General features: G+C 60.7%; 23 protein-coding genes and 2 tRNA genes. 9 read left to right on the forward strand and 16 right to left on the reverse strand.

Going from position 1 to position 22,430, the window contains the following annotated elements; translation table 11 throughout:
- The first annotated feature begins 9 nt into the window (after positions 1-9).
- Complete coding sequence (locus MTP38_RS10775; RefSeq protein WP_227620513.1) at positions 10-918, forward strand: pyridoxal-phosphate dependent enzyme; 909 nt, start codon at positions 10-12, stop codon at positions 916-918.
- 32 nt (positions 919-950) lie between these two features.
- A complete protein-coding gene (locus MTP38_RS10780) occupies positions 951-2,279 on the forward strand; it encodes an MATE family efflux transporter (RefSeq protein WP_249233551.1) in 1,329 nt (442 codons plus the stop codon).
- Between the two features lie 51 nt (positions 2,280-2,330).
- Here the strand turns inward: MTP38_RS10780 and MTP38_RS10785 are convergent, their stop codons facing one another.
- From MTP38_RS10785 to MTP38_RS10810, 6 genes are all read right to left on the reverse strand, one after another.
- Positions 2,331-3,149: an ABC transporter ATP-binding protein gene (locus MTP38_RS10785; RefSeq protein ID WP_304999964.1), complete on the reverse strand. Its 819-nt coding sequence runs from the start codon at positions 3,147-3,149 to the stop codon at positions 2,331-2,333.
- 7 nt (positions 3,150-3,156) lie between these two features.
- Positions 3,157-4,086, reverse strand: coding sequence for an ABC transporter permease (locus tag MTP38_RS10790; protein ID WP_227620519.1), 930 nt, complete (start codon positions 4,084-4,086; stop codon positions 3,157-3,159).
- A 30-nt stretch (positions 4,087-4,116) separates the two neighbouring features.
- Positions 4,117-5,214 (reverse strand): ABC transporter substrate-binding protein, encoded by a 1,098-nt coding sequence (locus tag MTP38_RS10795; protein WP_227620521.1) that lies wholly within the window; start codon positions 5,212-5,214, stop codon positions 4,117-4,119.
- Positions 5,215-5,663: 449 nt separating this feature from the next.
- Positions 5,664-6,497: a hypothetical protein gene (locus tag MTP38_RS10800; protein WP_227620523.1), complete on the reverse strand. Its 834-nt coding sequence runs from the start codon at positions 6,495-6,497 to the stop codon at positions 5,664-5,666.
- A complete protein-coding gene (locus MTP38_RS10805; protein ID WP_227620525.1) occupies positions 6,491-7,192 on the reverse strand; it encodes an ABC transporter ATP-binding protein in 702 nt (233 codons plus the stop codon). Before MTP38_RS10805 ends, MTP38_RS10800 begins: the two co-directional genes overlap by 7 nt.
- Positions 7,185-7,565, reverse strand: a complete 381-nt coding sequence (locus MTP38_RS10810; protein WP_249233552.1) for a GntR family transcriptional regulator — start codon at positions 7,563-7,565, stop codon at positions 7,185-7,187. Before MTP38_RS10810 ends, MTP38_RS10805 begins: the two co-directional genes overlap by 8 nt.
- A gap of 150 nt (positions 7,566-7,715) precedes the next feature.
- On the opposite strand from MTP38_RS10810, the gene MTP38_RS10815 reads away from it, so the two are divergent.
- Positions 7,716-8,714 (forward strand): glycosyltransferase family 2 protein, encoded by a 999-nt coding sequence (locus tag MTP38_RS10815; protein WP_249233553.1) that lies wholly within the window; start codon positions 7,716-7,718, stop codon positions 8,712-8,714.
- A gap of 65 nt (positions 8,715-8,779) precedes the next feature.
- Here the strand turns inward: MTP38_RS10815 and MTP38_RS10820 are convergent, their stop codons facing one another.
- From MTP38_RS10820 to MTP38_RS10830, 3 genes are all read right to left on the reverse strand, one after another.
- Positions 8,780-9,397, reverse strand: coding sequence for a sugar O-acetyltransferase (locus MTP38_RS10820; protein ID WP_249233554.1), 618 nt, complete (start codon positions 9,395-9,397; stop codon positions 8,780-8,782).
- Between the two features lie 135 nt (positions 9,398-9,532).
- Positions 9,533-10,405, reverse strand: coding sequence for an Ice-structuring protein (locus MTP38_RS10825; RefSeq protein ID WP_249233555.1), 873 nt, complete (start codon positions 10,403-10,405; stop codon positions 9,533-9,535).
- Between the two features lie 269 nt (positions 10,406-10,674).
- Entirely contained in the window at positions 10,675-11,016 is a 342-nt protein-coding gene (locus MTP38_RS10830) for an arsenate reductase family protein (RefSeq protein ID WP_249233556.1), read from the reverse strand.
- A gap of 137 nt (positions 11,017-11,153) precedes the next feature.
- On the opposite strand from MTP38_RS10830, the gene MTP38_RS10835 reads away from it, so the two are divergent.
- The 3 genes from MTP38_RS10835 to tsaD all read left to right on the forward strand — a co-directional run bounded on the left by MTP38_RS10835 (position 11,154) and on the right by tsaD (position 15,215).
- A complete protein-coding gene (locus MTP38_RS10835) occupies positions 11,154-11,339 on the forward strand; it encodes a ferredoxin (RefSeq protein WP_227620535.1) in 186 nt (61 codons plus the stop codon).
- A gap of 278 nt (positions 11,340-11,617) precedes the next feature.
- Entirely contained in the window at positions 11,618-14,203 is a 2,586-nt protein-coding gene (gene polA, locus MTP38_RS10840; protein WP_249233557.1) for a DNA polymerase I, read from the forward strand.
- Positions 14,204-14,207: 4 nt separating this feature from the next.
- On the forward strand, positions 14,208-15,215 hold the full coding sequence (tsaD, locus tag MTP38_RS10845) for a tRNA (adenosine(37)-N6)-threonylcarbamoyltransferase complex transferase subunit TsaD (protein ID WP_249233558.1): 1,008 nt from the start codon (positions 14,208-14,210) through the stop codon (positions 15,213-15,215).
- Between the two features lie 37 nt (positions 15,216-15,252).
- On the opposite strand, the gene MTP38_RS10850 is transcribed toward tsaD, so the two are convergent.
- The 3 genes from MTP38_RS10850 to MTP38_RS10860 form a co-directional block, all read right to left on the reverse strand.
- Positions 15,253-16,098 carry a CPBP family intramembrane glutamic endopeptidase gene (locus MTP38_RS10850; protein ID WP_249233559.1) on the reverse strand — a complete coding sequence of 282 codons (846 nt, stop codon included), beginning with the start codon at positions 16,096-16,098 and terminating at the stop codon, positions 15,253-15,255.
- Between the two features lie 287 nt (positions 16,099-16,385).
- A tRNA-Pro gene (locus tag MTP38_RS10855) sits at positions 16,386-16,458 on the reverse strand.
- A 29-nt stretch (positions 16,459-16,487) separates the two neighbouring features.
- Positions 16,488-16,561 (reverse strand) — tRNA-Gln (locus MTP38_RS10860).
- A 235-nt stretch (positions 16,562-16,796) separates the two neighbouring features.
- Here MTP38_RS10860 and MTP38_RS10865 point away from each other — a divergent pair.
- Complete coding sequence (locus MTP38_RS10865) at positions 16,797-17,876, forward strand: 6-phosphofructokinase (RefSeq protein ID WP_227620539.1); 1,080 nt, start codon at positions 16,797-16,799, stop codon at positions 17,874-17,876.
- Positions 17,877-17,998: 122 nt separating this feature from the next.
- Here the strand turns inward: MTP38_RS10865 and rfbB are convergent, their stop codons facing one another.
- Genes rfbB through rfbA form a run of 3 tightly spaced genes read right to left on the reverse strand, consistent with a single transcriptional unit; the run spans position 17,999 to position 20,906 of the window.
- Positions 17,999-19,063, reverse strand: coding sequence for a dTDP-glucose 4,6-dehydratase (rfbB, locus tag MTP38_RS10870; protein WP_158395064.1), 1,065 nt, complete (start codon positions 19,061-19,063; stop codon positions 17,999-18,001).
- A gap of 21 nt (positions 19,064-19,084) precedes the next feature.
- The gene (rfbD, locus tag MTP38_RS10875; protein WP_249233560.1) at positions 19,085-20,002 is read right to left on the reverse strand and encodes a dTDP-4-dehydrorhamnose reductase; all 918 of its coding nucleotides are present in this window, start codon (positions 20,000-20,002) and stop codon (positions 19,085-19,087) included.
- 16 nt (positions 20,003-20,018) lie between these two features.
- On the reverse strand, positions 20,019-20,906 hold the full coding sequence (gene rfbA, locus MTP38_RS10880) for a glucose-1-phosphate thymidylyltransferase RfbA (protein WP_227620545.1): 888 nt from the start codon (positions 20,904-20,906) through the stop codon (positions 20,019-20,021).
- 35 nt (positions 20,907-20,941) lie between these two features.
- Between rfbA and MTP38_RS10885 the strand changes: the two genes are divergently transcribed.
- The gene (locus tag MTP38_RS10885) at positions 20,942-21,202 is read left to right on the forward strand and encodes a hypothetical protein (RefSeq protein WP_249233561.1); all 261 of its coding nucleotides are present in this window, start codon (positions 20,942-20,944) and stop codon (positions 21,200-21,202) included.
- A 135-nt stretch (positions 21,203-21,337) separates the two neighbouring features.
- Positions 21,338-21,478 (forward strand): hypothetical protein, encoded by a 141-nt coding sequence (locus tag MTP38_RS10890; RefSeq protein ID WP_249233562.1) that lies wholly within the window; start codon positions 21,338-21,340, stop codon positions 21,476-21,478.
- Between the two features lie 130 nt (positions 21,479-21,608).
- On the opposite strand, the gene MTP38_RS10895 is transcribed toward MTP38_RS10890, so the two are convergent.
- Positions 21,609-22,400 carry a glycosyltransferase gene (locus MTP38_RS10895; RefSeq protein WP_249233563.1) on the reverse strand — a complete coding sequence of 264 codons (792 nt, stop codon included), beginning with the start codon at positions 22,398-22,400 and terminating at the stop codon, positions 21,609-21,611.
- Positions 22,401-22,430: the final 30 nt, after the last annotated feature.

Below are 22,430 nucleotides of genomic sequence, written 5' to 3' on the forward strand. Positions count from 1 at the left end.
AGGCCGCCCGTGCCCATCTACCCCAACATCTACCAGACCCTGCTGCCCGGCCCCATCGTCGAGCTGCGGGGTTATCTTGCGGCCTGCGGGCTGCGGGGACGGCTGTACGCCTATCTGAACTGCAACGGCCCCACCGGCACCGCCCGGGACGAGCTGGCCGAGGGGATGCTGGCGCTGGCCCTTGCGCGGGGGGCGCTGACCCCCGGCCAGCCCATCGTGGAGGCCGTGTCAGGCCCCTTTGCCACGGCGCTGACGCTGGCGGGGCAGACGGCGGGCCACCCGGTGGTTCTGGTCATGCCGGAGGATGCCCCTGCCATGCGGCAGGAAAGCCTGCTCCGCCTCGGAGCACAGATCCTCCACACCCCCGCGCAGGCAGGCCCTGCCGGGGCGCGGGCGGAGGCCGAGGCAAAGGCCGCCGAGAAGGGCTGGTTCTACATGGACTGGCTGCGCAGTGACGACAACCCCACCTACCACCGCCGGGTCACCGGGCCTGCGCTGGTGCGCTCCATCGCCCGGGAAGGCTCGAGCATCGTGGACAGCATCGTCATCGGGGTGGGCAGCGGCGGCACCATCACCGGCGTGGGCGAGACGGTCAAGGCGTGGACGAACGATGTCCGCATCGTGGCGGTGGAGCCATACGAGAGTCAGGCCCTCAGCGGCGGACTCACCGGGCCTCACGGCATCCCGGACATCGGCTTCGGCCTCGTGCCCGGCAACTACAACGCCTACGTCGTGGACAACATCGCCGCCGTCACCACCGCCGACGCAGCCCGGGCCGCGCAGCGGGTCCTGCGCACCGATGCCATCCCGGCCTCCCCCAGCGCAGGCGCAGCCCTCCATGCAGCAGCGCAGCTCATCGCCAACGGCACCAGCCGCTCGGCGCTGGCGGTATTCAGCGGACGACAGAGCATCTTATAAGCATATTTATTAAAAGGAAAAGAGAAGGACGCATGACAAAAGACATGACGACCGGGGCCATCACGCCCCTTCTGGTCGATTTCACCGTTCCGCTGGTACTGGGCAACCTGTTCCAACTCACCTACAACGCCGCCGACAGCATCATCGTGGGCAAATTCGTGGGCGAGGACGCCCTCGCCGCCGTTGGTACCTCCAATCCGCTGATGACGCTGGCCATCCTCTTCATCAACGGGCTTTGCCTCGGCGCGGGCATCCTCGTCAGCACAGCCTACGGCGCGGGCGACACCCAGCGGGTGGAGCGTCAGGTCTCCACCACCGCCATCGCGGGTACCGTATTCTCGCTGGTCTTTTCGGCCCTCTGTGTCCTGCTGGCGACGCCCCTGCTGCGGCTGATGCAGGTGCCGACGGAGATCCTGCCCATCGCGGTGCAGTACCTCCGCATCGTGTTTGCCGGGCTTATCTTCACCTTCTTCTACAACTTCCTCGCGGCCACCATGCGGGCGCTGGGCGACAGCAAGAGCGCCCTCTACTTCCTGATGATAAGCTCCGTGCTGAACATCGGCGGCGACCTGTTCTTCGTCGAGGTGCTGGGTTGGGGCAGCGAGGGCTGCGCCCTCTCTACCGTCCTCAGCGAGGCCCTCTGCTGCGTGCTCTGCGTCATTTACATCCAGTACAGGATCCCTGTCCTTCAGCTGGGTCGGCGCTGGCTGGTCTTTGACAGCTCGCTGCTGCGCAGCACCGTCCAGTATGGCTGGACCAGCGCCATGCAGCAGGCCACCGTCCAGCTGGGCAAGATCGCCGTGCAAGCCATCGTCAACACGCTTGGCGTCAACGCCATGGCGGCATTCACCGCCGCCAGCCGGGTGGACGACTTCACCTATATGCCCCAGCAGAACATCGCCCACGCCATGACCACCCTGATGGCCCAGAACCACGGCGCAGGCAAAAAAGAGCGGGTGCGGCAGGGCTTTTTCTGCGGCCTGCGCATCGAGCTTGTCTACGGCCTGCTCCTGATGGCAGTCTGCCTGCTCTTTGCCCGCCCCATCATCTCCCTCTTCGTGGACGACCCCGCTGTCATCGAACTGGGCGTCCGGTTCCTGCGGTGCGCCTCCCTCTTCTACCTGATGCCCGGTGTGACCAACGGCATTCAGGGCGGCTTCCGGGGTCTGGGCGACCTGAAGGTCACCCTGACCAGCAGTATGCTCAACATGGGCTTCCGGGTGCTGGCCGCCGCCATTCTGATCCTGCTGCTCAAGGTCGAGCTTCGGTTCCTGCCCGTGAGCTACGGCATCGGCTGGCTCTCCATGCTGATCTACGAGCTGCCCCTGCTCATCCGCTACCTGAAGGAAGACAAGCTGTAAAGACAGCAAAAGACCTCTGCACGCCATCTCGTGCAGAGGTCTTTTTTGGTTTCAGTTATCCTTTTCCACCTTGCTCAGGAGGATGCGGTCGTTGTCGAGGGCCTTGCCTGCGTTCTCGCGGAACTTTTCCAGCAGGTCGTCCACCGTCATCCGGCTCCGGGCTTCGCCCTTGACGTCGAAAACGATGCGTCCTGCGTCCATCATGAGGGTGCGGTTGCCCAGCTCCAGCGCCTGATGCATATTGTGCGTGACCATCAGGCAGGTGATCTTCTTCTCGGCCACGATGCTCTTGGTCAGATCCAGCACCTTTTCCGCCGTGGCGGGGTCGAGGGCGGCGGTGTGCTCGTCCAGAAGCAGGAGCTTCGGGGTGACGAGGGTGGCCATCAGCAGGGTCAGCGCCTGACGCTGACCGCCCGACAGCAGACCCACCGGCTGTTTCATCCGGTCTTCGAGGCCCATGTCCAGCAGGGCCAGCTTTTCGCGGAAGATCTCCTTGTCTTTGCGGGAGATGCGGGAGAAGATGGCGTTGGGGGCAGTTCCGGCGCGAAGATAGGCCAGCGCCAGATTCTCCTCGATGGTCATGTTGGGGGCCGTGCCCTTGAGGGGATCTTGGAACAGGTGGCCGATGACCCGGCTGCGCTGGTATTCCGGCGTAAAGGTGATGTCCTCATCGCCCAGCGTGATGCTGCCCTCGTCGGCGATGAAACCGCCGGTGATGGCGTTGAAGAGGGTGGATTTGCCCGCGCCGTTGGAGCCGACGATGGTGGCGAAGTCTCCCGCCTCCATCGTCAGGCTGACACCGTTCAGGGCGATCTTTTCGTTGACGGTGCCGGGGTTGAAGGTCTTGTGCAGACCGCGAAGCTCAAGCATCTCCATCTCACACACCCTCCTTCCGGGTTCGGGCCGCACTGCGGCGCTTCTCAAAGGCGATTTTTTCTTTGATCGCAGGCATCGAGATGGCCACAGCCACGATGATGGCGCTTACCAGCTTCATCGCAGCCGCCGGGACGTTGAAGCGGAGGGCCACCGCCACGATGAAGCGGTAGAGGCAGCTGCCGAAGACGACGCCCAGCACCCGGCGCACCATCGTCCGCCTGCCCACCAGCGTTTCGCCGATGATGAGGGAGGCCAGCGCAATGGTCACCATACCGGTGCCCACGTTGATGTCGCAGCTCTTCTGGTACTGGGCCAGCAGACCGCCGGACAGGGCGGTCAGTGCGCCCGAGATGCACAGGCCCACCGTGATGGTAAAGGCCGGGTTGATGCTGGAAGCCCGCACCATCGCGGCATTGTCGCCGGTGGCGCGGATGGACAGGCCGAGGCGGGTGCCGAGAAAGCCCACCATCGCAGCCCCGGCCAGTGCGATGACCGCCGCCGCCAGCACCAGCTTATACCAGCCGCCCGTAAAGCTCAGGGCGCGCTTGGCGATGGAAAAGACCGTCTCGGTCTTGACCAGCGACATGGTGGAGGAGAAGCCCATCACCGCGAGGTTGATCGTATACAGGCCGGTGTTGACGATGATGCCGGCCATGATGCTTTCAACCCCGAGCCGGGTCTGCAAAAAAGCCGTAACGAAGCCGGAGCACACGCCAGCCGCCATCGCCGCCAGCAAGGCGAGGAAGGGGTGGCCGGTCAGCGCCACCTGACAGGCGACGGCGCAGCCAAGGGTGAAGCAGCCGTCGGTGGACAGGTCCGCGATATTCAGGATGGAATAGCTCAGAAACAGGGCCAGCGCAACGAGGGCGTAGATGCAGCCCAGCTCGAGCGCGGTCTGGATGACATTGAGCGAAAAGATACTCGCCAGCATGGTGTGCTCCTTTAACAGTTAATGTACAGTTCAGCCAAAGTTCTCCGCCGTGGTCACTTCCACGACCTCGGTGCAGTAGGGCGCGAAGGCCTTTTTCACGGTGTCGAGATCGAGGCCCAGAGCCTCACAGGTCTCGGTGTTGATGGTAGCGATGCCGTTGTCGAAGGTCTGGAAGGGCAGGTCTGCGGGGGTCTTGCCGTCGCAGAGCAGCTCCACCACCATATCGGCCGTGGCCTCGCCCAGCTGGACGTAATCGACGCCGTAGCCCACGAATGCGCCGTTCAGTGCGAAGCTGTCCGCGCCGGTGTAGTGCTGGACGCCTGCCTCGATGAAGGTCTCGTAGATGGACAGCTCCGCGGTCATGACGGTATTGTCGGTGGGGGTAAAGACGGCCTTGACACCGGCAGCGATGAGGGCCTCGGCGGCCATCTGCACCTCGGCGGTGGTGGTGCCGTTCTTTTCGATGTACTTGATGCCCTTGCCGTCGCAGAAGGCCTTGGCGTCGGCGATGGCCTGGGTGGAGGCATCCTGACTCAGGTCGTACAGCAGGCCGATGGTGTCGATGTCGGGGTTGACGGCCAGAATGAGGTTCATGATGGCGTCCGTATTCAGGGCGTCGGAGGTGCCGGTGATGTTCGGCTCGGTGTCGAAGCCGGCGGCGGCGGGGTCGGTAACGGCAGAGTAGACCACGGGGATGTCGGTGTCCTCCACTGCAGCCAGCATGGTGGCGGCGGTGGGAGTGGCCACAGCCACGATGACGTCTACCCCATCGGCCACGAGGTCGGCGCCGATCTGGTTCAGGTTGGTCTGGTCGGCCTGTGCGTTGGCGTAATAGTCGGCGTAGTCGAAGGTGACGCCCTTCTCCTTGGCCACCTCGTCCAGACGGCTCTCCACCGACTCGACGATCTGGTTCAGGGAGGCGTGGTCCACATAGTTGACGATGCCGACCTTAAAGGTCTGCCCTGCCTCGCTGGCGGCAGCAGAAGAAGCTGCTGCGCTGGAGGCGGTGCCGGACGCAGTACCCGAGGCCGAAGAGCCGCAGCCGGTCAGGCCCAGAGCGGAAACCGTGGCGGCGGCCATTGCCACCTTCAGAAAACTGCGGCGGGAGATCATGTTCATGGTTTTCATAGCGGTTGCTCCTTCCTTGGAGCGGGCGGCATATAAAATAAAAACCCGCTCCACCTGCGGGACGGGCTTTTGTTCTCGTATAACAAAACGACCCTGTCCCTGTGTGTTCATCCACAAGGACAGAGTCGAGAAATTCGAATCTGCGGTGCCACCTTGCTTGCTTTGCCCGTCTTCCCCCGGAAGCTGCAAAGCCCCTCACGGAGAGCCAACACTCCCCTGCCCTGTAACGGAGGCTTCCGTCCCAAGCTACTAGAGGCTCTGCCTCATTTGCCCGGCCCTCGGCGGCCCACGAATCTCTGCCCCGCTCTCACCCGTTTTCACTGTCCGGGTTCACTGAAGATGCGCTGTGCAGGTTCTCTTCCGCCTCATCGGTTTGATTGCATTATACACTTTATCCGTGTAAAGTCAAGAGGAAATCTCAAATTTTCCGTCAGATTTTTCACGCTGTGTCACTCCATGTTGAGCCTGTTTCGCATCAGCCAGACCGTCAGCCCGAACCAGAACACCCCGAACGCTGCCGCGATGCCCAGCGTGAGGGCCGCGCAGCCCATGAAGCCCTGCGCAGAGAGGGTGGTCTGGATGCTTCCGGCATCGCCCACGACGGTATAGAGGGCCGTCTCATAGACTCTGGCACCCACACGCAGCAGCTTTTCGATCCAGCCCTGAACGTACTGCATCCCGAAAAAGCTCAGGATGCCCGCCAGCGCAGGGTGGCTCTTGAACTGATGGCCCACCATGCAGGCGGCATAGATGCAGGCGATGGCACTGACCATCCGCACGAAGCAGACGAGGCCGCTGAAGAGCATCGTCTCCCAGAACGCCATGTCGTACCGCGCAAATGCCTCCCGGAGCTGCGACAGCATCCACGGCAGCTGGTCGAGCAGGTCTATCTCCGCCATCATCAGGATGGCCAGAATGCCGAAGGAGAGGCCCGCCGCAAAGATGCTGCACACGCTCCACACCGTGCCCGAAATGAGCTTTGCCCCCACGAGCTGAGCCTCCGTCACCGGCAGGGTATGCATCAGATAGCCCTCCCGGCCCAGCAAGTTGCCGTAGAACCGCTGCACGATGGTCATGACGGTGACGACTGCCGTGCCGATGAGGACCGCCGTGTACGCAAGACTCAGCAGGCCCACGGCGGTAGAATAGGCGTCGCTGTTTGTGCCGTTCCAGCCCCGGATCGAGGCACCAAACAGCACCGACACCGCCAGCAGAGCCAGATACAGCCCGCCGTAGGTGCGGGCCGTGGCCCGGAACTCATGTTTCAGTAATTTTTTCAGCATTTGAATACCTCCCGGAAATACGCATCCACGCTCATGCCCTCAGTCTCACGGAGTTCCTCCACCGACCGATGGGCGAAGACTTTTCCGTTTTTCAGGAACACCGCCTCGTCCAGCACCGGCTCCACATCCTCGATGAGGTGGGTGGAGAGGATGACCGAGGCATCCCGGCTGTAGTTGGTGAGGATGGTGTTCAGGATGTAATCCCGTGCCGCCGGGTCCACGCCGCCGATGGGTTCATCCAGCAGATAGAGCCGGGCGTTCCGGCTCATGGCGAGGATGAGCTGGACCTTCTCCTTGTTTCCCTTCGAGAGGCTCTTGAGGATGGCTTTGGGCGAAAGCTCCAGCTTTTCCAGCATCTCACTGGCCTTTGCGGTGTCGAAGTCGGCGTAAAAATCCCGGAACATCTCCACCAGCTGCTCCACCCGCATCCAGTCGGGCAGCCACTGGGCGTCCGGCAGATAGGAGACGATGGCCTTGGTATCCGGGCCGGGAGCCATGCCCGCCACTTTGATGCTTCCCGCCGTGGGCTGCAAAAGGCCGTTCGCCAGCTTGATGAGGGTGGTCTTGCCGCTGCCGTTGGGGCCGAGCAGGCCCACGATGCGGCCAAAGCCGATGTGCAGGTCGATGCTGTCGAGGGCGTTCGTCCCTTTCTGGTAGGATTTCGTCAGTCCCTCACAGGTCAGAAGTTCACTCATTCCGTTCACTCTCCTTTGTTTCCCAGCCCGTTACCAGCGCGGCGGCCTGTGCCGGGCCGTAGCCGATGCCGCGCATTTTTTCCAGATATTCAGCGGTCACAGCCCGGGCCATCTCGTCCCGCAGCTTTTCCAATAAAGCGGTGTCCTCGGTGACGAAGCGGCCCGTTGTCCGCTCGGTGCGGACGAGGCCCTCCGTTTCCAGCTGGGCCAGCGCCCGCTGCATGGTGTTGGGGTTGACCCCCGCTGCCGCCGCCAGATCACGCACCGAGTCCAGATGCCCGCCGGGCGGATAGACCCCCGCCAGTATCTTTGCCTTGAGACGTTCCACGATCTGCGCATAAATGGGGCGGCTCGTGTCGAATCGTTCTCCCATCCTCTCATCTCCTTGTGTTGTTGTGTTAAGCGCTTAATACAATAATACTCGTTTTTGTTTTTTTGTCAAGAGGGGAATTTCCAATCCCTGCAAAATATGCTATACTATCTCTTGTATGCTAAAGGAACATGCGCAGGAGCACAGAAAACTATGAAAGCGACCATCATCATCCCCAACATCAACGGCAAAGGCTGGCTCAAAGACTCCATCGAGTCGGTCTACGCCCAGACCGAACAGGATTTCGAACTCATCGTGGTGGACAACGGCTCCACCGACGAGAGCCTCGAGCAGGCCCGCAGCTATTGCAGCCGGCCCAACTTCACCCTCATCGAGAACGGCTGCAACACCGGCTTCTCCCATGCCGTGAATCAGGGCATCGCCCGGGCGAAGAGCGAGTTCGTGGTGCTGTTCAACAACGATGCCTTTGCCGAGCCTCAGTGGCTGGCCGAGCTGCTCCGCGCCGCCGAGAGCGACGAGAAGATCTTTGCCGTCCAGAGCCTTATGATCCGCCACTTCGACCGGGAGCTGGCCGACGACGCCGGCGACTACGTCACATGGATGGGCTTTGCCTGCAAGACCGGCGACGGACGCCGGGCCAGCCGGTACACCAGACAGAAGCGCATCTTCTCGGCCTGCGGCGGCGCGGCCCTCTACCGCAAGAGCATCCTCGACGAGATCGGCGTCTTTGATGAGAATTTCTTCGCCTACTTCGAGGACGTAGACCTCAGCTGGCGGGCCAACAACGCGGGCTACAAAAACATCCTCTGCCCCACAGCCAAGTGCTACCACATCTGCGGGGCCAGCACCGGCGCGGTGCGGTACAACGCCTTCAAGAGCCAGCAGAGCGGCCGGAACAGCATCCTCCTCCCCCTCAAAAACGAGCCTCTTCTGATGCTCCTCCTCAACTTCATCCCGCTGGCGCTGGGCTATCTGCTCAAGTGCTACAAGTTCCACAAGCAGGGCTTCGGCGAAGCATGGGACAAGGGGATGCACGAGGCCTTCGACCTGCTCCGAAGCGGCCGCCTCGGCAAGCGCCCCTTCCGCCTGTGTGACCTGCCCAACTACATCCTCATGGAACTGTGGATGATCTGGAACATGGTACCCTATCTGTGGTACCGGCTGGTGGTCGTGAGATTTGATCTGAAATAACAATAAGCCCGCCCCACTGTGAAAGCCACAGCAGGGGCGGGCTTACTCATACAAACTGGAATTTTTCAATTCTTTTCAATTCCGTCTGGCATATGATCTTTCTCAGTTATCTTGCGAATAACCCGGCATGGATTTCCCGCTGCCAGACTATAGGGTGGAATATCTCTTGTTACAACGCTTCCTGCACCAATCACACACCCTTCTCCTATGGTGACACCACCGCAAACAACCACATTAGATGCCAGCCAGCAATTATCTTTTATAGTGATTGGCTTCGCATATTCAAGATTATAAAAACTTCCATCTTCTCTCTTTCGGACATTGCGTTCTTCAGGTAACAATGGATGCATAGGAGTTGCCAATGTAACATTGGGACCAATCATCACATTATCGCCTATATGTATTTCGCATACATCCAAACATGTAAAATTAAAATTAGCAGAGCTGAATTTTCCGAAGTAAGTATTACATCCATAATCAAAATAAACAGGCGCCTGCAAATACGGAAGCTCCTCTGTTGTTGGCAGTAATTTTTGCAATATCTGTGCTTGCTCTTCTGGCTGATCTTCATCTGTCGAATTGTATTTTCTTGCCAATTTACGTGCGTTCAGGCGTAATTGCTCCAATTCTTTATCCGTTGGATCGTATAACTTCCCACTTAGCATTTTTTCTCTTTCAGTCATTTCCAATAGCCTCCAAATTCCGATTTGTTGAACTAAGCCGAGTATACCACACGTTCCGACAAAAGAATACTTCTGTACACAAAAATCCCATGTCCGATACCGTATGGTACAGACATGGGATTTTCTTCTGCGTCTTTACGCCGCCGGGCTGGCTGCGCTCTCGGCCTGTGGCTCGGCTTCCGCAGCGGCCTCCGCAGAGGCCGCTGCGGAGCTTGCCGGGGCCTCGCCGCCGGTAGCGAGGATGGCATCCTCCACATCGCTGTCCGCCATCGGTGCGGGCTGGCTGGCGGCAGATGCCGCCGTCTGCTCCGGCTTCGTCTCGCTCTCGGTCAGGCCGGTGAGATACCAGCTGCCGCTCTGACGGCTGAAGAGGTAGTCCATGTACTTGGTCGGCGTGTCCGAATTTGTGACGAGGATGCTGTCGTCCGCGTTCTGGGTGGGGATGTAGCCCACGGTGACGTGGAGAAGGCCGCCCTTTTTGAACAGCTTGGTAACGGTGGCGCGGTAGCTGCCCACGCCGCCGGTGATGGGGATCTTGTAGCACTGGGTGGCGTCGTCGAACTCGATGGTCATATCCTCCATCTCGAACGTCTTATGGGTCATGCGGAAGCTGGGGCCTACGAGCTTTGCAAGGTAGGCGTCCACGTCCACCGACGGGATGAGCAGCTGTTCGGTATCGGGGTCGGTGTTGTAGCCCTCGAAACCGCCCTGCGTCTCCTGAATGCTGTACACGCAGCCCCAGACTGCGGCTTCGCGGAGGGTCAGGTCGTCGATGTTCTCGATGCCGTCGAAGGGCACCGGGTCGAACAGCACAAGGCCCTCCAGCTTATCTTCGTATTCCTGCCGCTGGGCGGTGTCGTCGAACAGCTTTGCCACAGCGCTCACACCTGCGTGCAGCACCGTCAGCGTACCGATGAGCACCAGCACGGCGATGAGCAGCCCGAGGGCCTGACGGCCGCGGCGGCGGTGGAGCCGGGCGTGTTCTTCCGGGGTCATTTCCATCTTCATATGATTATCGTCTCCTGCGTTATTGCACTTTTCAGATAGAAACAGTATACCACATTCCTGAGCAGGGTGCAAAACCCCGCCGGTGTTATTTTGGTGAAACTGCCTCAGAAGCTGTTTTTATAGCCAGAGTGTGCCAGATGGGCGAAGCTTTTCGCCGGCAGACAAGGCGATTTTCCGCAGCAATCCTTGGCGGATTGCAAGGGAAAACAACGCAGTATGCCAGCGAAAAGACCGCCCAGATGGTGCGCAATGGTTATGAAAACAGCTTCTCAATCCCAGCTTTTCCAGACGTCGGGCTGGTAGCCCACGGTGGCCTGACGGCCGTTGCGGACGATGGGGGTGCGGAACAGCTGCTGGTTCTCAAAGAGCTTGTCTTCCTTCTGCCAATCCACCAGCGCGTCCAGCAGCGCCAGCGTCTGCTTGTCCTTGGCGTTGGGATTCACCAGCGCCTGCCAGCCGCCCAGCGCCCGGGACACATTCTCGAACTCGCCCCGGCTCATCTCTTTTTCTTTCAGGTCGATCATCTGGAATTTGATGCCGCGCTCCTTGAAATAGCGTTGCGCCTTTTTGGTATCGAAGCACTTGGTGGTGCCGAAGATCTGGATGTTCATGGTCTTACCCTCCTGTTGATTCTGTTCTATTGTAGCATATCTGCGCCCGAAAGCCTATACCTGCGCGCATATTTTGCCCCCACCCGGCCCAAACTGCTTTCAACACGCTCTGCGTGAATGCATGGGAGGTGCTTTTTATGAAAGCTTTCGTAGACCCTGAACTCTGCATCGGCTGCACCCAGTGCGCCGGGCTTTGCCCCGGCGTGTACCAGATGGAGGGCACGCTGGCCGTCGCCATCCCCGGCGACATCCCGCCCGACGAAGTCCCGCTGGCCGTAGACGCCGCCAACGCCTGCCCCGTGGGGGCGATAAGGGTGGAGTGACCTAAAGGCTCTCCCTTTGGGAGAGCTGGCATCGCGCAGCGATGACTGAGAGGGCAAAGCTGCTACGACAGAAGCACTGCGCAGCGATAAGCAGATTCTTTGTCAGAGCGAAACTATCACTCTGTCCATTCTTCTCCGTCAGCGTCCTTGCCCTCTCCGTCACCTTCGGTGACACCTCTCCCAAAGGGAGAGGCTTTTTTTGCGTAATCCCTCCCCCATCCGCCTTATTTTGTGCTATACTATAAGATGTGAAATTATGGAATGGAGGACCACAAGCTATGCGTTTACTGGTCATCGACGGCAACAGCATCGCCAACCGTGCCTTTTACGGCATCAAGCTGCTGACCACCAAGGACGGCCGCTACACCAACGCCATTTTCGGCTTTCTGAATATCCTGCTCTCCCTGCTCAAGGAATGTGACCCCGACGAGGTGGCCGTGGCCTTCGACCTCAAGGCCCCCACCTTCCGCCACAAAATGTACGACGGCTACAAGGCCACCCGCCACAAGATGCCCGACGAGCTGGCTGCACAGATGCCAGTGCTGAAAGAGCTTCTGGCTGCGCTGGGCTACCGCGAGGTGACGGCGGAGGGCTGGGAGGCCGACGACATCCTCGGCACCCTGTCCGCCGCCTGCGCCGCCCGCAGCGACGACTGCTTCCTCGCCACCGGAGACCGGGACAGCCTGCAGCTGGTCAGCGACACCACCACCGTCCTGCTGGCCACCACCGCCATGGGCCGCAGCAAGACCGTCACCATGGACGTGGAGGCCGTGAAGGAGAAATACGGCGTCTCCCCCCGCCAGCTCATCGACATCAAGAGCCTGATGGGCGACGCCTCCGACAACATCCCGGGCGTCAAGGGCATCGGTGAGAAGAGCGCCGTCACCCTCATCCAGAAATACGGCAGCCTCGCAGGGGTCTACTCCCACCTCGACGACACCGCCGACAAGACCATCAAGCCCAAGCAGCGGGAGCATCTGGCCGAGGACCGGGCGATGGCTGAGCTGAGCTACACGCTGGGCACCATCCGCACCGACGCCCCCATCGACACCGCCGAAGGTGCGTATGTCGTGGGTGAGGGCAACAAGGCCGAGGCCGTCCGGCTGATGCAGGAGCTGGAGCTGCACTCCCTCATCACCCGCTTCGGCCTCAGCGACGTCGCGCCTGCTGCAGACCCGGCCAAGGCCAGCGCCGGGCCGCTGCCGGAGGCCGGGATCGCCGCTCTGCCCGCAGAGCCAAAGGGCCATTACCTCGTGGCGGCCCGGCCTGCCGTCATGGGAAAGCAGGGCACCCGCATCGTGGAGTTGCAGCCTGCCGCATGGTATGCCGTGCAGGACAGGACCGTCTTCCCGCTGGAGGCCGACGACCTCCTCCGCCTGCTGGACAACGCGGACGTCACCCTCGACGTCTTCGACAGCGCCCCTCTCTACGCCCGTGCGATGGCGGCGGGCGGCTGGGGCAGCAGCATCGTCTGGGACGGCAAGCTGGCGGCGTATCTGCTGGACGCCTCGGCCTCGAAGTACAACCTCTCCGAGCTGATCATCCGCTACCGCGCCGACGCTGCCTTCACCTGTGAGGCATGGCCGGACGCCGGTGCTCTGGCCGACCTCTTCGCCAAGATGAAGGCGGAGATCACCGCGCTGGGCGAGGACGCGCTCTACAACGACATCGAGTTCCCGCTGGCACAGGTGCTGGCCGACATGACCCGCATCGGCATCCTCGTGGACCGGGAGGGCATCGAGAAGTTCGGCGTGAAAATGCGGGCCGAGCTGGAAGACGTCCTCACCCGCATCCATATGGAGACAGGCAGCGCCAGCTTCAACCCCAACAGCCCCAAGCAGCTGGGCGAGATGCTCTTCGACACCATGGGCCTGCCCCACGGCAAGAAGACCCAGCGCGGCTGGTCCACCGACGCCGAGACTCTGGAGTCCCTGCGGGACTACCCGCTGGTGGAGGACATTTTGCAGTACCGCGCCTACCAGAAGCTCAACTCCACCTATGTCGAGGGTCTTCTGAAAGTCATCGCGGAGGATGGGCGCATCCACACCCGCTTCAACCAGACCGAAGCCCGCACCGGACGCCTCTCCTCCGACAACCCCAACCTGCAGAACATCCCCATCCGCACCGAGCTGGGCAGCCAGCTCCGCGCCTACTTTGTGGCGCGGCCCGGCTGCGTGCTGGTGGACGCCGATTACAGCCAGATCGAGCTGCGCATCCTCGCCCACGTCACCGGCGACGAGCATATGCAGCAGGCCTTCCTGACCGGCGAGGACATCCACCGCAGCACCGCCGCGAAGATCTACAACCTGCCCCTCGAGCAGGTCACGCCCCGTCTCCGCTCCTCTGCCAAAGCCATCAACTTCGGCATCATGTACGGCAAGGGCGCGTACAGCCTCTCGAAGGACATCGGCGTCAGCGTCAAGGAGGCCGACGCCTTCCTGAAAAACTATCTGGCCACTTTCCCGAAGGTGAGCGGCTATATGGACAAGACCATCTCCGACGCCCGGGCCTGCGGCTATGTGTCCACCCTCTTCGGACGCCGCCGCTCCCTGCCCGAGCTGACCAGCAACAACCACAACATCCGGGCCAGCGGTGAGCGGATGGCCCGCAACACCCCCATTCAGGGCACTGCCGCCGACGTCATCAAGCTGGCGATGGTGCGGGTCTGGCGGCGTCTGCGGGACGAGAAGATGGAGAGCCGCCTCATCCTGACCGTCCACGACGAACTCATCGTGGAGGCCCCGGAGGCGGAGGCCGCAAAGGCCGCTTCTATCTTACAAGAAGAGATGGAAGGCTGTGTCAATTACGCTGTGCCCCTGAGCACCGAGGTGCATCAGGGCAAAAACTGGCTGGAGGCCCACTAAGACCATGATCATTCTAGGAATCGAATCCACCTGCGACGAGACCGCCGCATCTCTGGTGGAGGATGGACGGCATCTGCTGAGCAACGTCATCTCCACCAGCGTCAAGGAACAGGCGCTTTATGGCGGCGTCGTGCCCGAGATCGCCAGCCGCCGCCACTGCGAGTTCATCAGCGCCACCGTCAAAAAGGCCCTGCTGGACGCCGGAAAGACCATCGACGACGTGGACGCCGTGGCCGTCACCTTCGCGCCCGGACTCATCGGCGCGGTGCTGGTGGGCGTCAACTTCGCCAAAGGCCTCGCCTACTCGGCGGGCAAACCCCTGGTGCCGGTCCACCACCTGCGGGGCCACATCGCGGCCCTTTACCTCACCCACCCCGAGCTGAAGCCGCCCTTCCTCTGCCTTGTGGCATCCGGTGGACACAGCCACATCGTGGAGGTACAGGACTACACCCACTACCACATCCTCGGCCACACGGTGGACGATGCCGCCGGTGAGGCCTTCGACAAGGTGGCCCGGACGCTGGGCCTGCCCTATCCCGGCGGCCCCAGCGTCGCCAACGCCGCCAAGACCGGAGACCCGAAGGCCTACCGCCTGCCCGTCCCCCACGTCGAGGGCCGATACAACGTCAGCTTCTCCGGCCTCAAGACCGCTGTGCTGAACGAGGTGAATCAGGCCCAGATGAAGGGCACTGAGATCCATGTGCCCGACCTTGCGGCCAGCTTTCAGGAGCGCATCGCAGGCATCCTCGCCGAAAAGCTCCTCCTCGCCGCCGCCGACACCGGCGCAAAGCAGGTCTGCCTCGCGGGCGGCGTCGCAGCCAACGGCCGTCTGCGCCAGCTGGTCAACGACGGTGCCCAGAAGCTGGGTGCAAAGGTCTATCTGCCTGAGCTGAAGTTCTGCGGCGACAACGGCGCCATGATCGCGGCGCAGGGGTATTACCAGTACATCGCAGGCCATACCGCCGGGCTGGAGCTGAACGGCCTGCCCACGCTGCCCATTGATTACGAATAAGGTATAGCGAAAAAAGGAGCCTCGCGGCTCCTTTTTCTTATGCATTCTCTGACGCTGCATCCCGTCCGAAGTAAAGCTCCACTTCGCCGATCTTCTTTTTCCGCAGCAGGAACGCTGTGGGGATGAGATAGACCGCCACCGACGCCAGCATGGTGATGTCGTAGGTGCTGATGCTGTCGGCCACCGACTGGGTGCCGTATAAGCCGCCCACCAGCATGGAGGTGATGTCCATCGCGGCGTGGATGAACACCGTCACCCAGATGTTGCCGGTGCGGAAATAGACTGCCGCCAGCAGGGTGCCCAGCGATGCCGCAAAGACACACTGCATCAGCACGCCCAGCGGCGCGCTGCCGGTGAGGTTGGTCAGGTGGGCCGCGCCGAAGTACAGGCCCGACAGCAGACAGGCTTTCCAGACGCCGCCCCGGCTGGTGCCGAAGTGCTCAAGCAGGGTCTGGGCGATGACCCCCCGGAACAGAAACTCTTCGGCCACGCCCACGCTGGTCATGCCCAGCAGGAACCACACGATGCGCCACGCGGGCAGCATATCGCCCTCCGGGCGGCCGAACAGCAGGGTGTTATAGGCGTTGTAGCTGATGAGTGCGATGGGGTACAGGCCCACCAGCAGGCCGTTTAAGAAGCCGCTGCCCCGGCGGCGGAGCAGGCCGATCTTCCCGGTGCGGGCCAGAAGGAAGCAGGCCGTCAGGATGCCTGCCGCCTCCTGCAGGGTCGTCAGCAGATAGTCGTCGGCCATCTCGAGGTCGCGCAGGACGAATAAGATCCCCAGAAGCGACACCATCGACGCCACGAACAGCATCCCCAGAAACAGCACCTCAGCCCCGAGGCAGTAGAGCATCGGGTGGGCGCTGCGCAGACGTTTGAGCATAGAAAGACCTCCCTGTGTCGTAGTGGTACTATTCTACCATATTTTCAGGGAAAGAGATAGAGAAACCTAAAAATCCCACTGCCTTGCGAAGATAGAAAAAGACCGGTACACGAATGTGTACGGTAGTCACCAACTGTTGACATTCCTAGCCGTTGGGACCCGCGGGCTAAGCAACAGCCCACTGGGCTGATTGCTTGCCTTGCTGCGCAAGGCCGCCCTGTTCAAATCCCGCTGCCTTGCGAAGATAGAAAAAGACCGGCACACAAATGTGTACCGGTCTTTTTCAGTCGGAGCAGCGGGATTTGAACCCACGGCCTCCTCGTCCCGAACGAGGCGCGCTACCAACTGCGCTATGCCCCGAAAATACCGCAACCCAACGGGCTGCGGTCTGGTTGGGGATGAGAGAATCGAACTCCCACAAGTAGAGTCAGAGTCTACCGCACTACCACTATGCAAATCCCCACTATTTGGTTCCGCCCTCAGCACCGAAGCGCTGCTGACGAGGAATATTATACAGCCTCTTCTCCCATTTGTCAACCACTTTTTTGATTTTTTTGCTCATGTTTTTTCGCCCCCGCCCGCCCCGGCGTTTTCACAGCTTTTTTCGGCCCCGCCTCTTGACACCTGCCCCCTTTGGGAATACTCTTATAGTATCATTTACCTGCTCCTGAAATCGGAAGAAACGAGGGTTATTCAATATGAAAAAACGTGTTGGCATCCTGACCTCCGGCGGCGACTGTCCCGGCCTGAACGCCACCATCCGCGGCGTGGCAAAGGCCCTGTATGCACGGTTCGGCGAGAACGTCGAGATCGTGGGCATCCTCAACGGCTATCACGGCCTCATCACCGGCGATTACAAGGAGATGACGGAGGACGATTTCCGCGGCATCCTGACGCTGGGCGGCACCATCCTCGGCACCAAGCGCACCCCCTTCAAGCTCATGCGCGTGGTGGAAGAGGACAAGATCGACAAGGTCGCCGCCATGAAAAAGACCTACAAGGACGCCAAGCTCGACTGCCTGCTCTGCCTCGGCGGCAACGGCACCCACAAGACGGCCAACCTTCTCGCGCAGGAGGGCCTGAACATCATCGGCCTGCCCAAGACCATCGACAACGACATCTACGGCACCGACGTCACCTTCGGCTTCCACACCGCCGTGGACATCGCCACCGAGGTCATCGACCGCATCCACACCACTGCCGGCAGCCACAGCCGCGTCATGTGCATCGAGATCATGGGCAACAAGGCCGGCTGGCTGACCCTCTACTCCGGTATCGCCGGCGGCGCGGACATCATCCTGCTGCCCGAGATGCCCTATGACATCGACCGCGTCTGCAGCGCCGTCGAGCGCCGCGCCCGCAAGGGTTCCAACTTCTCCATCATCGCCGTGGCCGAGGGTGCCATCAACACCGAAGAGGCCGGTATGAAGCGGAAGGAGTGGATGGCCAAGCGCACGGAGGCCGGTTACGGTGCCACCGCCACCAACCGCATCGCCGCCGCCGTCCAGAAGAAGACCGGCATGGAGACCCGCGTCTGCATCCCGGGCCATATGCAGCGCGGCGGCAGCCCCAGCGCCTACGACCGCGTGCTGGCCACCCAGTTCGGCAGCTACGCCGCCAAGTTGGTGGAGATGGAGCGCTACGGCGTCACCGTCGCCATGGTCAACAACCGCGTCATCGCCAACCGCCTCGAGGACATCGCCGGCAAGACCCGCAACGTCCCCGAAGGCTGCGAGCTGCTCACCGTCGCCCGCCGGATGGGCGTGAGTCTCGGCTGAGTCCCACATTCCAGCGGTTCGGATCACTTTTCTAATGCACCGTAAAACAGTTCCATACAAAAAAGAGCACTCCCGTGTCGATACGGGAGTGCTCTTTTTTTCACTTGCGAATGTACAAGAAGTTACTTATTCTTGTACATTTCCTCGTAGTATTTCTGGTAGTTGCCGCTGGTGATGTGCTCCATCCACTCCTCGTGGTCGAGATACCAGTCGATGGTCAGGACGATGCCCTTCTCGAAGGGAGTCTCGGGGTACCAGCCCAGATCGTTCTTGATCTTGGTGGGGTCGATGCCGTAGCGGCGGTCGTGGCCCAGACGGTCGGCGACGTGCTTGATGAGGTCCTCGCTGATGCCGTCGTCCTTGAGGCGGTCGTGGAGCTGCTCGATGATGGTCTTGACGATGAAGATGTTGGGGCGCTCGTTGTGGCCGCCGACATTGTACACCTCACCGACCTTGCCGCCGTTGCAGACCATGTCGATGGCCTTGCAGTGGTCCTCAACGTACAGCCAGTCGCGGATCTGCATACCGTCGCCGTAGACGGGCAGCTGCTTGTGATGCTTGACGTTGTTGATCATCAGCGGGATGAGCTTCTCGGGGAACTGGTAGGGGCCGTAGTTGTTGGAGCAGCGGGTAATGTTGATGGGCATCCCGTAGGTATCGTGGAATGCCATAACGAACATATCGGCGCTGGCCTTGGAGGAGGAGTAGGGGCTGTGGGGGCACAGCGGGGTGGTCTCCATGAAGAAGCCCTCGGCACCCAGAGCGCCGTAGACCTCATCGGTGGACACCTGCAGATACTTCTTGCCCTCTTTCCAAGTCTTGGCGTCGGCGTCGTACCAAGCCTCCTTGGCACGCTGCAGCAGGTTGACGGTGCCCATCACGTTGCTCTGGACGAAGATCTCGGGGTTCTTGATGGAGCGGTCAACATGGCTCTCGGCGGCGAAGTTGATGACATAGTCGAAATCGTACTTTGCGAACAGGCTCTCGACCAGCTCCTTGTCGCAGATGTCGCCCTGCACAAAGACGTGGCGGGGGTCGCCCTCAACGTCCTTCAGGTTCTCAAGGTTGCCGGCATAGGTCAGCTTGTCGAGGTTGACCAGCAAAATTTCAGGGTACTTCTTGAGCATATAATGCACGAAGTTGGAACCGATAAAACCGGCACAGCCGGTGATAAGATATTTTTTCATAATCAGATTTTCCTCTTGAATTTAAGCTTTCATCCCGTTGTCGCCGTCCCAGTGCTCGAAGAAGCAGGCCAGCGCGTCCTTCCAGTCGCGGACATCGTTGCCGACGGTGCAGCGGAGCATCCGGTTGTCCAGAGCGCTCCACTTGGGGCGGTCGGCGCTGTCCGGGTGCTTCGACTTGTACTCCTCGCTGGTGCAGGGGGCCACGGTAGCGTCCACGCCGGACAGGCGGATGATCTCAGACGCGAAATCATACCAGGAGCAGATGCCCTCGCCGGTGCAGTGGTACAGGCCGTACTCGTGGGTGACGCAGAGCTGTAAGATCTCGTGGGCCAGATCGACGGCGTTGGTGGGGTTGCCGCACTGGTCGTTGACGACCTCCAGCTTGCCGAACTTTCGGCCCGCGTTCACGATGGTCTTGACGAAGTTCTTGCCGTAGTAGCTGTAGAGCCATGCGGTGCGGACGATGAAGTGGCGGTGGCAGAACTGCTCGACGTACTTCTCACCCATGAGCTTGGTGGAGCCGTAGGCGCTGATGGGGCCGGGGATGGTGGCCTCATCCTGCGGGATGCCGCCGTTCTCACGGCCGGAGAAGACATAGTCGGTGGAGACGTGCACCAGCCGTGCGCCGGTCTTGGTGGCAGCCTGCGCCAGATTGCGGGGGCCGATGGCGTTGGCCTTGAAAGCGGCGTCATGGTTCACCTCGCAGCCGTCCACGTTGGTGAAGGCGGCGCAGTTGATGATGACATCCGGGCGCTGGCGGCGGATGAAGTCGTCCACCATCTTATAGTTGGTGATGTCCAGCTCCGGCAGGTCCACCGGAATGACCGTGGCGTTCATCAGCTTCTCAGGGAGAGGGCCAAGCTCGCTGCGGCCCTCCCGGAGCTGCTTGATGATCTCGGTGCCAAGCTGGCCCTTGCAGCCGGTAACAATGATTTTCATGCGGATACCGCCTCTCTTAATACTTCAGTTTGCCGTCAGCCACATTCTTGAGGTGCTGGCCGTAGGGACTCTTGCCGTAGCGCTCGGCGCTTTCCAGCAGGGTGTCGCGGTCGATCCAGCCGTACTTGAATGCGATCTCCTCGGGAGCGCTGATCTTGATGCCCTGACGCTTCTCGATCATCCGCACAAAGTCCGCTGCCTCCACGAGGCTGTCCATCGTACCGGTGTCCAGCCATGCAAAGCCACGGCCCAGCAGCTGGACGTCCAGCTCATCCTGCTTGAGGTACATATCGTTCAGGGTCGTGATCTCCAGCTCTCCGCGGGCGGAGGGCTTGACCTGCTTTGCCATCCGGACGACTTCCTTGTTGTAGAAGTACAGGCCGGTGATGGCGTAGTTGCTCTTGGGGTGCTGGGGCTTTTCTTCTACGCTGAGCACCTTGCCGTTTCCGTCGAATTCCACGATGCCGAAGCGCTCGGGGTCCGGCACATAGTAGCCGAAGACGGTGCAGCGGCCCTTGTTCTCCGCGTTGGCCACAGCGGTCTTCAGGATCTTGGAGAAGCCGTTGCCGTAGAAGATGTTGTCGCCGAGGATCATGGCGCAGCAGTCGTCGCCGATGAACTCCTCGCCGAGGATAAAGGCCTGCGCCAGACCGTCCGGAGACGGCTGGACCTTATATTGCAGATGGATGCCGTACTGGCTGCCATCGCCCAGCAGCGCCTCGAAGCGGGGCGTGTCGGTGGGGGTAGAGATGATGAGGATGTCCTGAATGCCCGCCAGCATGAGGGTGGACAGAGGATAGTAGATCATCGGCTTGTCGTAGACGGGCAGCAGCTGCTTGCTGGTGACCATCGTAAGCGGATAAAGCCGGGTGCCGGCACCGCCGGCCAGAATGATACCTTTCATTTTGTGCACTCCTTATATTATGAAATAAAAAAGTTGTGCAGCTTGTACAAGGCACGGCGGCGTGTCCGCCCTGCCCTGTATGGATTCAAAGCGGAGCTGCGTCCGCTGTAAACAATGTTGCGCAATACACTCTGCTCACCGTGCAGGCTTGCGATAGTATTACACCTTATTTTACTATCAAATCGAAAAAAAAGCAAGGAAAGAGCGCCCGCCTCAAAAATTTTGTGGCGGGCGCTCTCTTGCTATCCATGCTGTTTTATGTTATTCTCTTTGCAGGAGGCATTTTGTCCTCCTAAGGCGCTGTCCAATCAAACGCAGGCGGCTATCCCTTACCGACAAAGCATACTTAGTTCTCTGGAACGAAGCAGGCATCGGGAGGGCGCTTTTTGAAGTTTACTCCCGACGCTTTCGGCGAAGGGAGGGAATGCCACATGAATCTTGTAGAGCTGTTCACGCTTTTGGCTTTCATCGTCAGCTTGTTGGCGCTGCTGGTCGATGTCGTCCATGTCACGTTCGACATTGTATGGAGACTCTCTCATGATGATGGCAGAAATGACAAAAAGAAAAAGTAACCGCCCACAGTTCCCCAACCCAAGCGGTTACTTTTCTTTTTGAAATGTAACAGGTAAGGAACCAGCCGTTTGTATGGCCAGCGCCTTTGCTGTTTTTATTATAGACGTTTCAGTGCCGCCTGTCAAGGACTCAGAACTTGAACCCCCATTTGAAGAAGTACCGCAGCAGGCTCCCGGTCTGCCACAGAAAGGGCCTGAGGCTGCGGTGGGCCGCACGATGCCATGCATGGATGGCGGTGTACTGGGGCACGAGATAAGCCTTTCCCTTGGTGCGCATCTTCTGGGTCAGGTCCGCATCCTCCACATACATGAAGTAATGCTCATCAAAGCCGCCCACAGCCTTGAACTCTGCCGTCCGCACCGCTGAGAAGCTGCCGGTGCAGAACTCGATCTCCACGGGGGCTGACAGGTCCTCCCCTTCCATGAGATAGGCGCGGTTATATTTTTCCCAGAATTTCAGGAACGGCAGCTGACGGTAGACCATCGGCCGGAGGGCGCAGCGCCGCAGGGGCAGATGCTGGGTGCGGCCGTCCGGGAAGCACAGCCCCGGCCGGGCCATCACAGCATCCGGGTGGGCGGCCATCCAGTCGGCCAGATCGCTGAGGGTGTCGGCGGTGAGCTGGATGTCGGGGTTCAGGATGAAGTGATAATCGCTCGTCAGCTCGGGCAGGATGGTGTTGTGGCCGGTGCCGAAGCCGCCGTTTTCCTTCCGGCAGCGCACCTCCACCCGCTGGCCCGGCAGGGTGCTCAGAGCGCCGCTCCGGACGGCGGCTTCCAGCCGTGCACCGCTGCCGTCGGGGCTGGCGTTGTCCACCAGATAGAGGGTCAGCGGGTGGCGGCGGGTATATTGCAGCACCGTCTGCGCCGCCCGGAGGGCTTCGTCGCAGCCGTTATAAACAACGATGCAAGCAGAGAGTTCCAAGTTTTATGCTCCTTGTTTTATGGCTCAGAC

Origin of the sequence: Faecalibacterium sp. I3-3-89, assembly GCF_023347275.1 — a bacterium.
GTDB classification, from domain to species: Bacteria; Bacillota; Clostridia; order Oscillospirales; family Ruminococcaceae; genus Faecalibacterium; species Faecalibacterium butyricigenerans.

Excerpts from the sequence above, each read along its gene's own strand:
- MTP38_RS10820 (WP_249233554.1), bottom strand. The coding sequence starts at position 9,397 with ATGACTGAAAGAGAAAAAATGCTAAGTGGGAAGTTATACGATCCAACG.
- MTP38_RS10830 (WP_249233556.1), bottom strand. The coding sequence starts at position 11,016 with ATGAACATCCAGATCTTCGGCACCACCAAGTGCTTCGATACCAAAAAG.
- MTP38_RS10795 (WP_227620521.1), bottom strand. The coding sequence starts at position 5,214 with ATGAAAACCATGAACATGATCTCCCGCCGCAGTTTTCTGAAGGTGGCA.
- MTP38_RS10790 (WP_227620519.1), bottom strand. The coding sequence starts at position 4,086 with ATGCTGGCGAGTATCTTTTCGCTCAATGTCATCCAGACCGCGCTCGAG.
- MTP38_RS10800 (WP_227620523.1), bottom strand. The coding sequence starts at position 6,497 with ATGCTGAAAAAATTACTGAAACATGAGTTCCGGGCCACGGCCCGCACC.
- MTP38_RS10850 (WP_249233559.1), bottom strand. The coding sequence starts at position 16,098 with ATGCTCAAACGTCTGCGCAGCGCCCACCCGATGCTCTACTGCCTCGGG.
- MTP38_RS10890 (WP_249233562.1), top strand. The coding sequence starts at position 21,338 with ATGAATCTTGTAGAGCTGTTCACGCTTTTGGCTTTCATCGTCAGCTTG.
- rfbB (WP_158395064.1), bottom strand. The coding sequence starts at position 19,063 with ATGAAAAAATATCTTATCACCGGCTGTGCCGGTTTTATCGGTTCCAAC.
- MTP38_RS10815 (WP_249233553.1), top strand. The coding sequence starts at position 7,716 with ATGAAAGCGACCATCATCATCCCCAACATCAACGGCAAAGGCTGGCTC.
- tsaD (WP_249233558.1), top strand. The coding sequence starts at position 14,208 with ATGATCATTCTAGGAATCGAATCCACCTGCGACGAGACCGCCGCATCT.
- MTP38_RS10810 (WP_249233552.1), bottom strand. The coding sequence starts at position 7,565 with ATGGGAGAACGATTCGACACGAGCCGCCCCATTTATGCGCAGATCGTG.
- polA (WP_249233557.1), top strand. The coding sequence starts at position 11,618 with ATGCGTTTACTGGTCATCGACGGCAACAGCATCGCCAACCGTGCCTTT.
- rfbD (WP_249233560.1), bottom strand. The coding sequence starts at position 20,002 with ATGAAAATCATTGTTACCGGCTGCAAGGGCCAGCTTGGCACCGAGATC.
- MTP38_RS10805 (WP_227620525.1), bottom strand. The coding sequence starts at position 7,192 with ATGAGTGAACTTCTGACCTGTGAGGGACTGACGAAATCCTACCAGAAA.
- rfbA (WP_227620545.1), bottom strand. The coding sequence starts at position 20,906 with ATGAAAGGTATCATTCTGGCCGGCGGTGCCGGCACCCGGCTTTATCCG.
- MTP38_RS10865 (WP_227620539.1), top strand. The coding sequence starts at position 16,797 with ATGAAAAAACGTGTTGGCATCCTGACCTCCGGCGGCGACTGTCCCGGC.
- MTP38_RS10825 (WP_249233555.1), bottom strand. The coding sequence starts at position 10,405 with ATGAAGATGGAAATGACCCCGGAAGAACACGCCCGGCTCCACCGCCGC.
- MTP38_RS10835 (WP_227620535.1), top strand. The coding sequence starts at position 11,154 with ATGAAAGCTTTCGTAGACCCTGAACTCTGCATCGGCTGCACCCAGTGC.
- MTP38_RS10780 (WP_249233551.1), top strand. The coding sequence starts at position 951 with ATGACAAAAGACATGACGACCGGGGCCATCACGCCCCTTCTGGTCGAT.
- MTP38_RS10785 (WP_304999964.1), bottom strand. The coding sequence starts at position 3,149 with ATGCTTGAGCTTCGCGGTCTGCACAAGACCTTCAACCCCGGCACCGTC.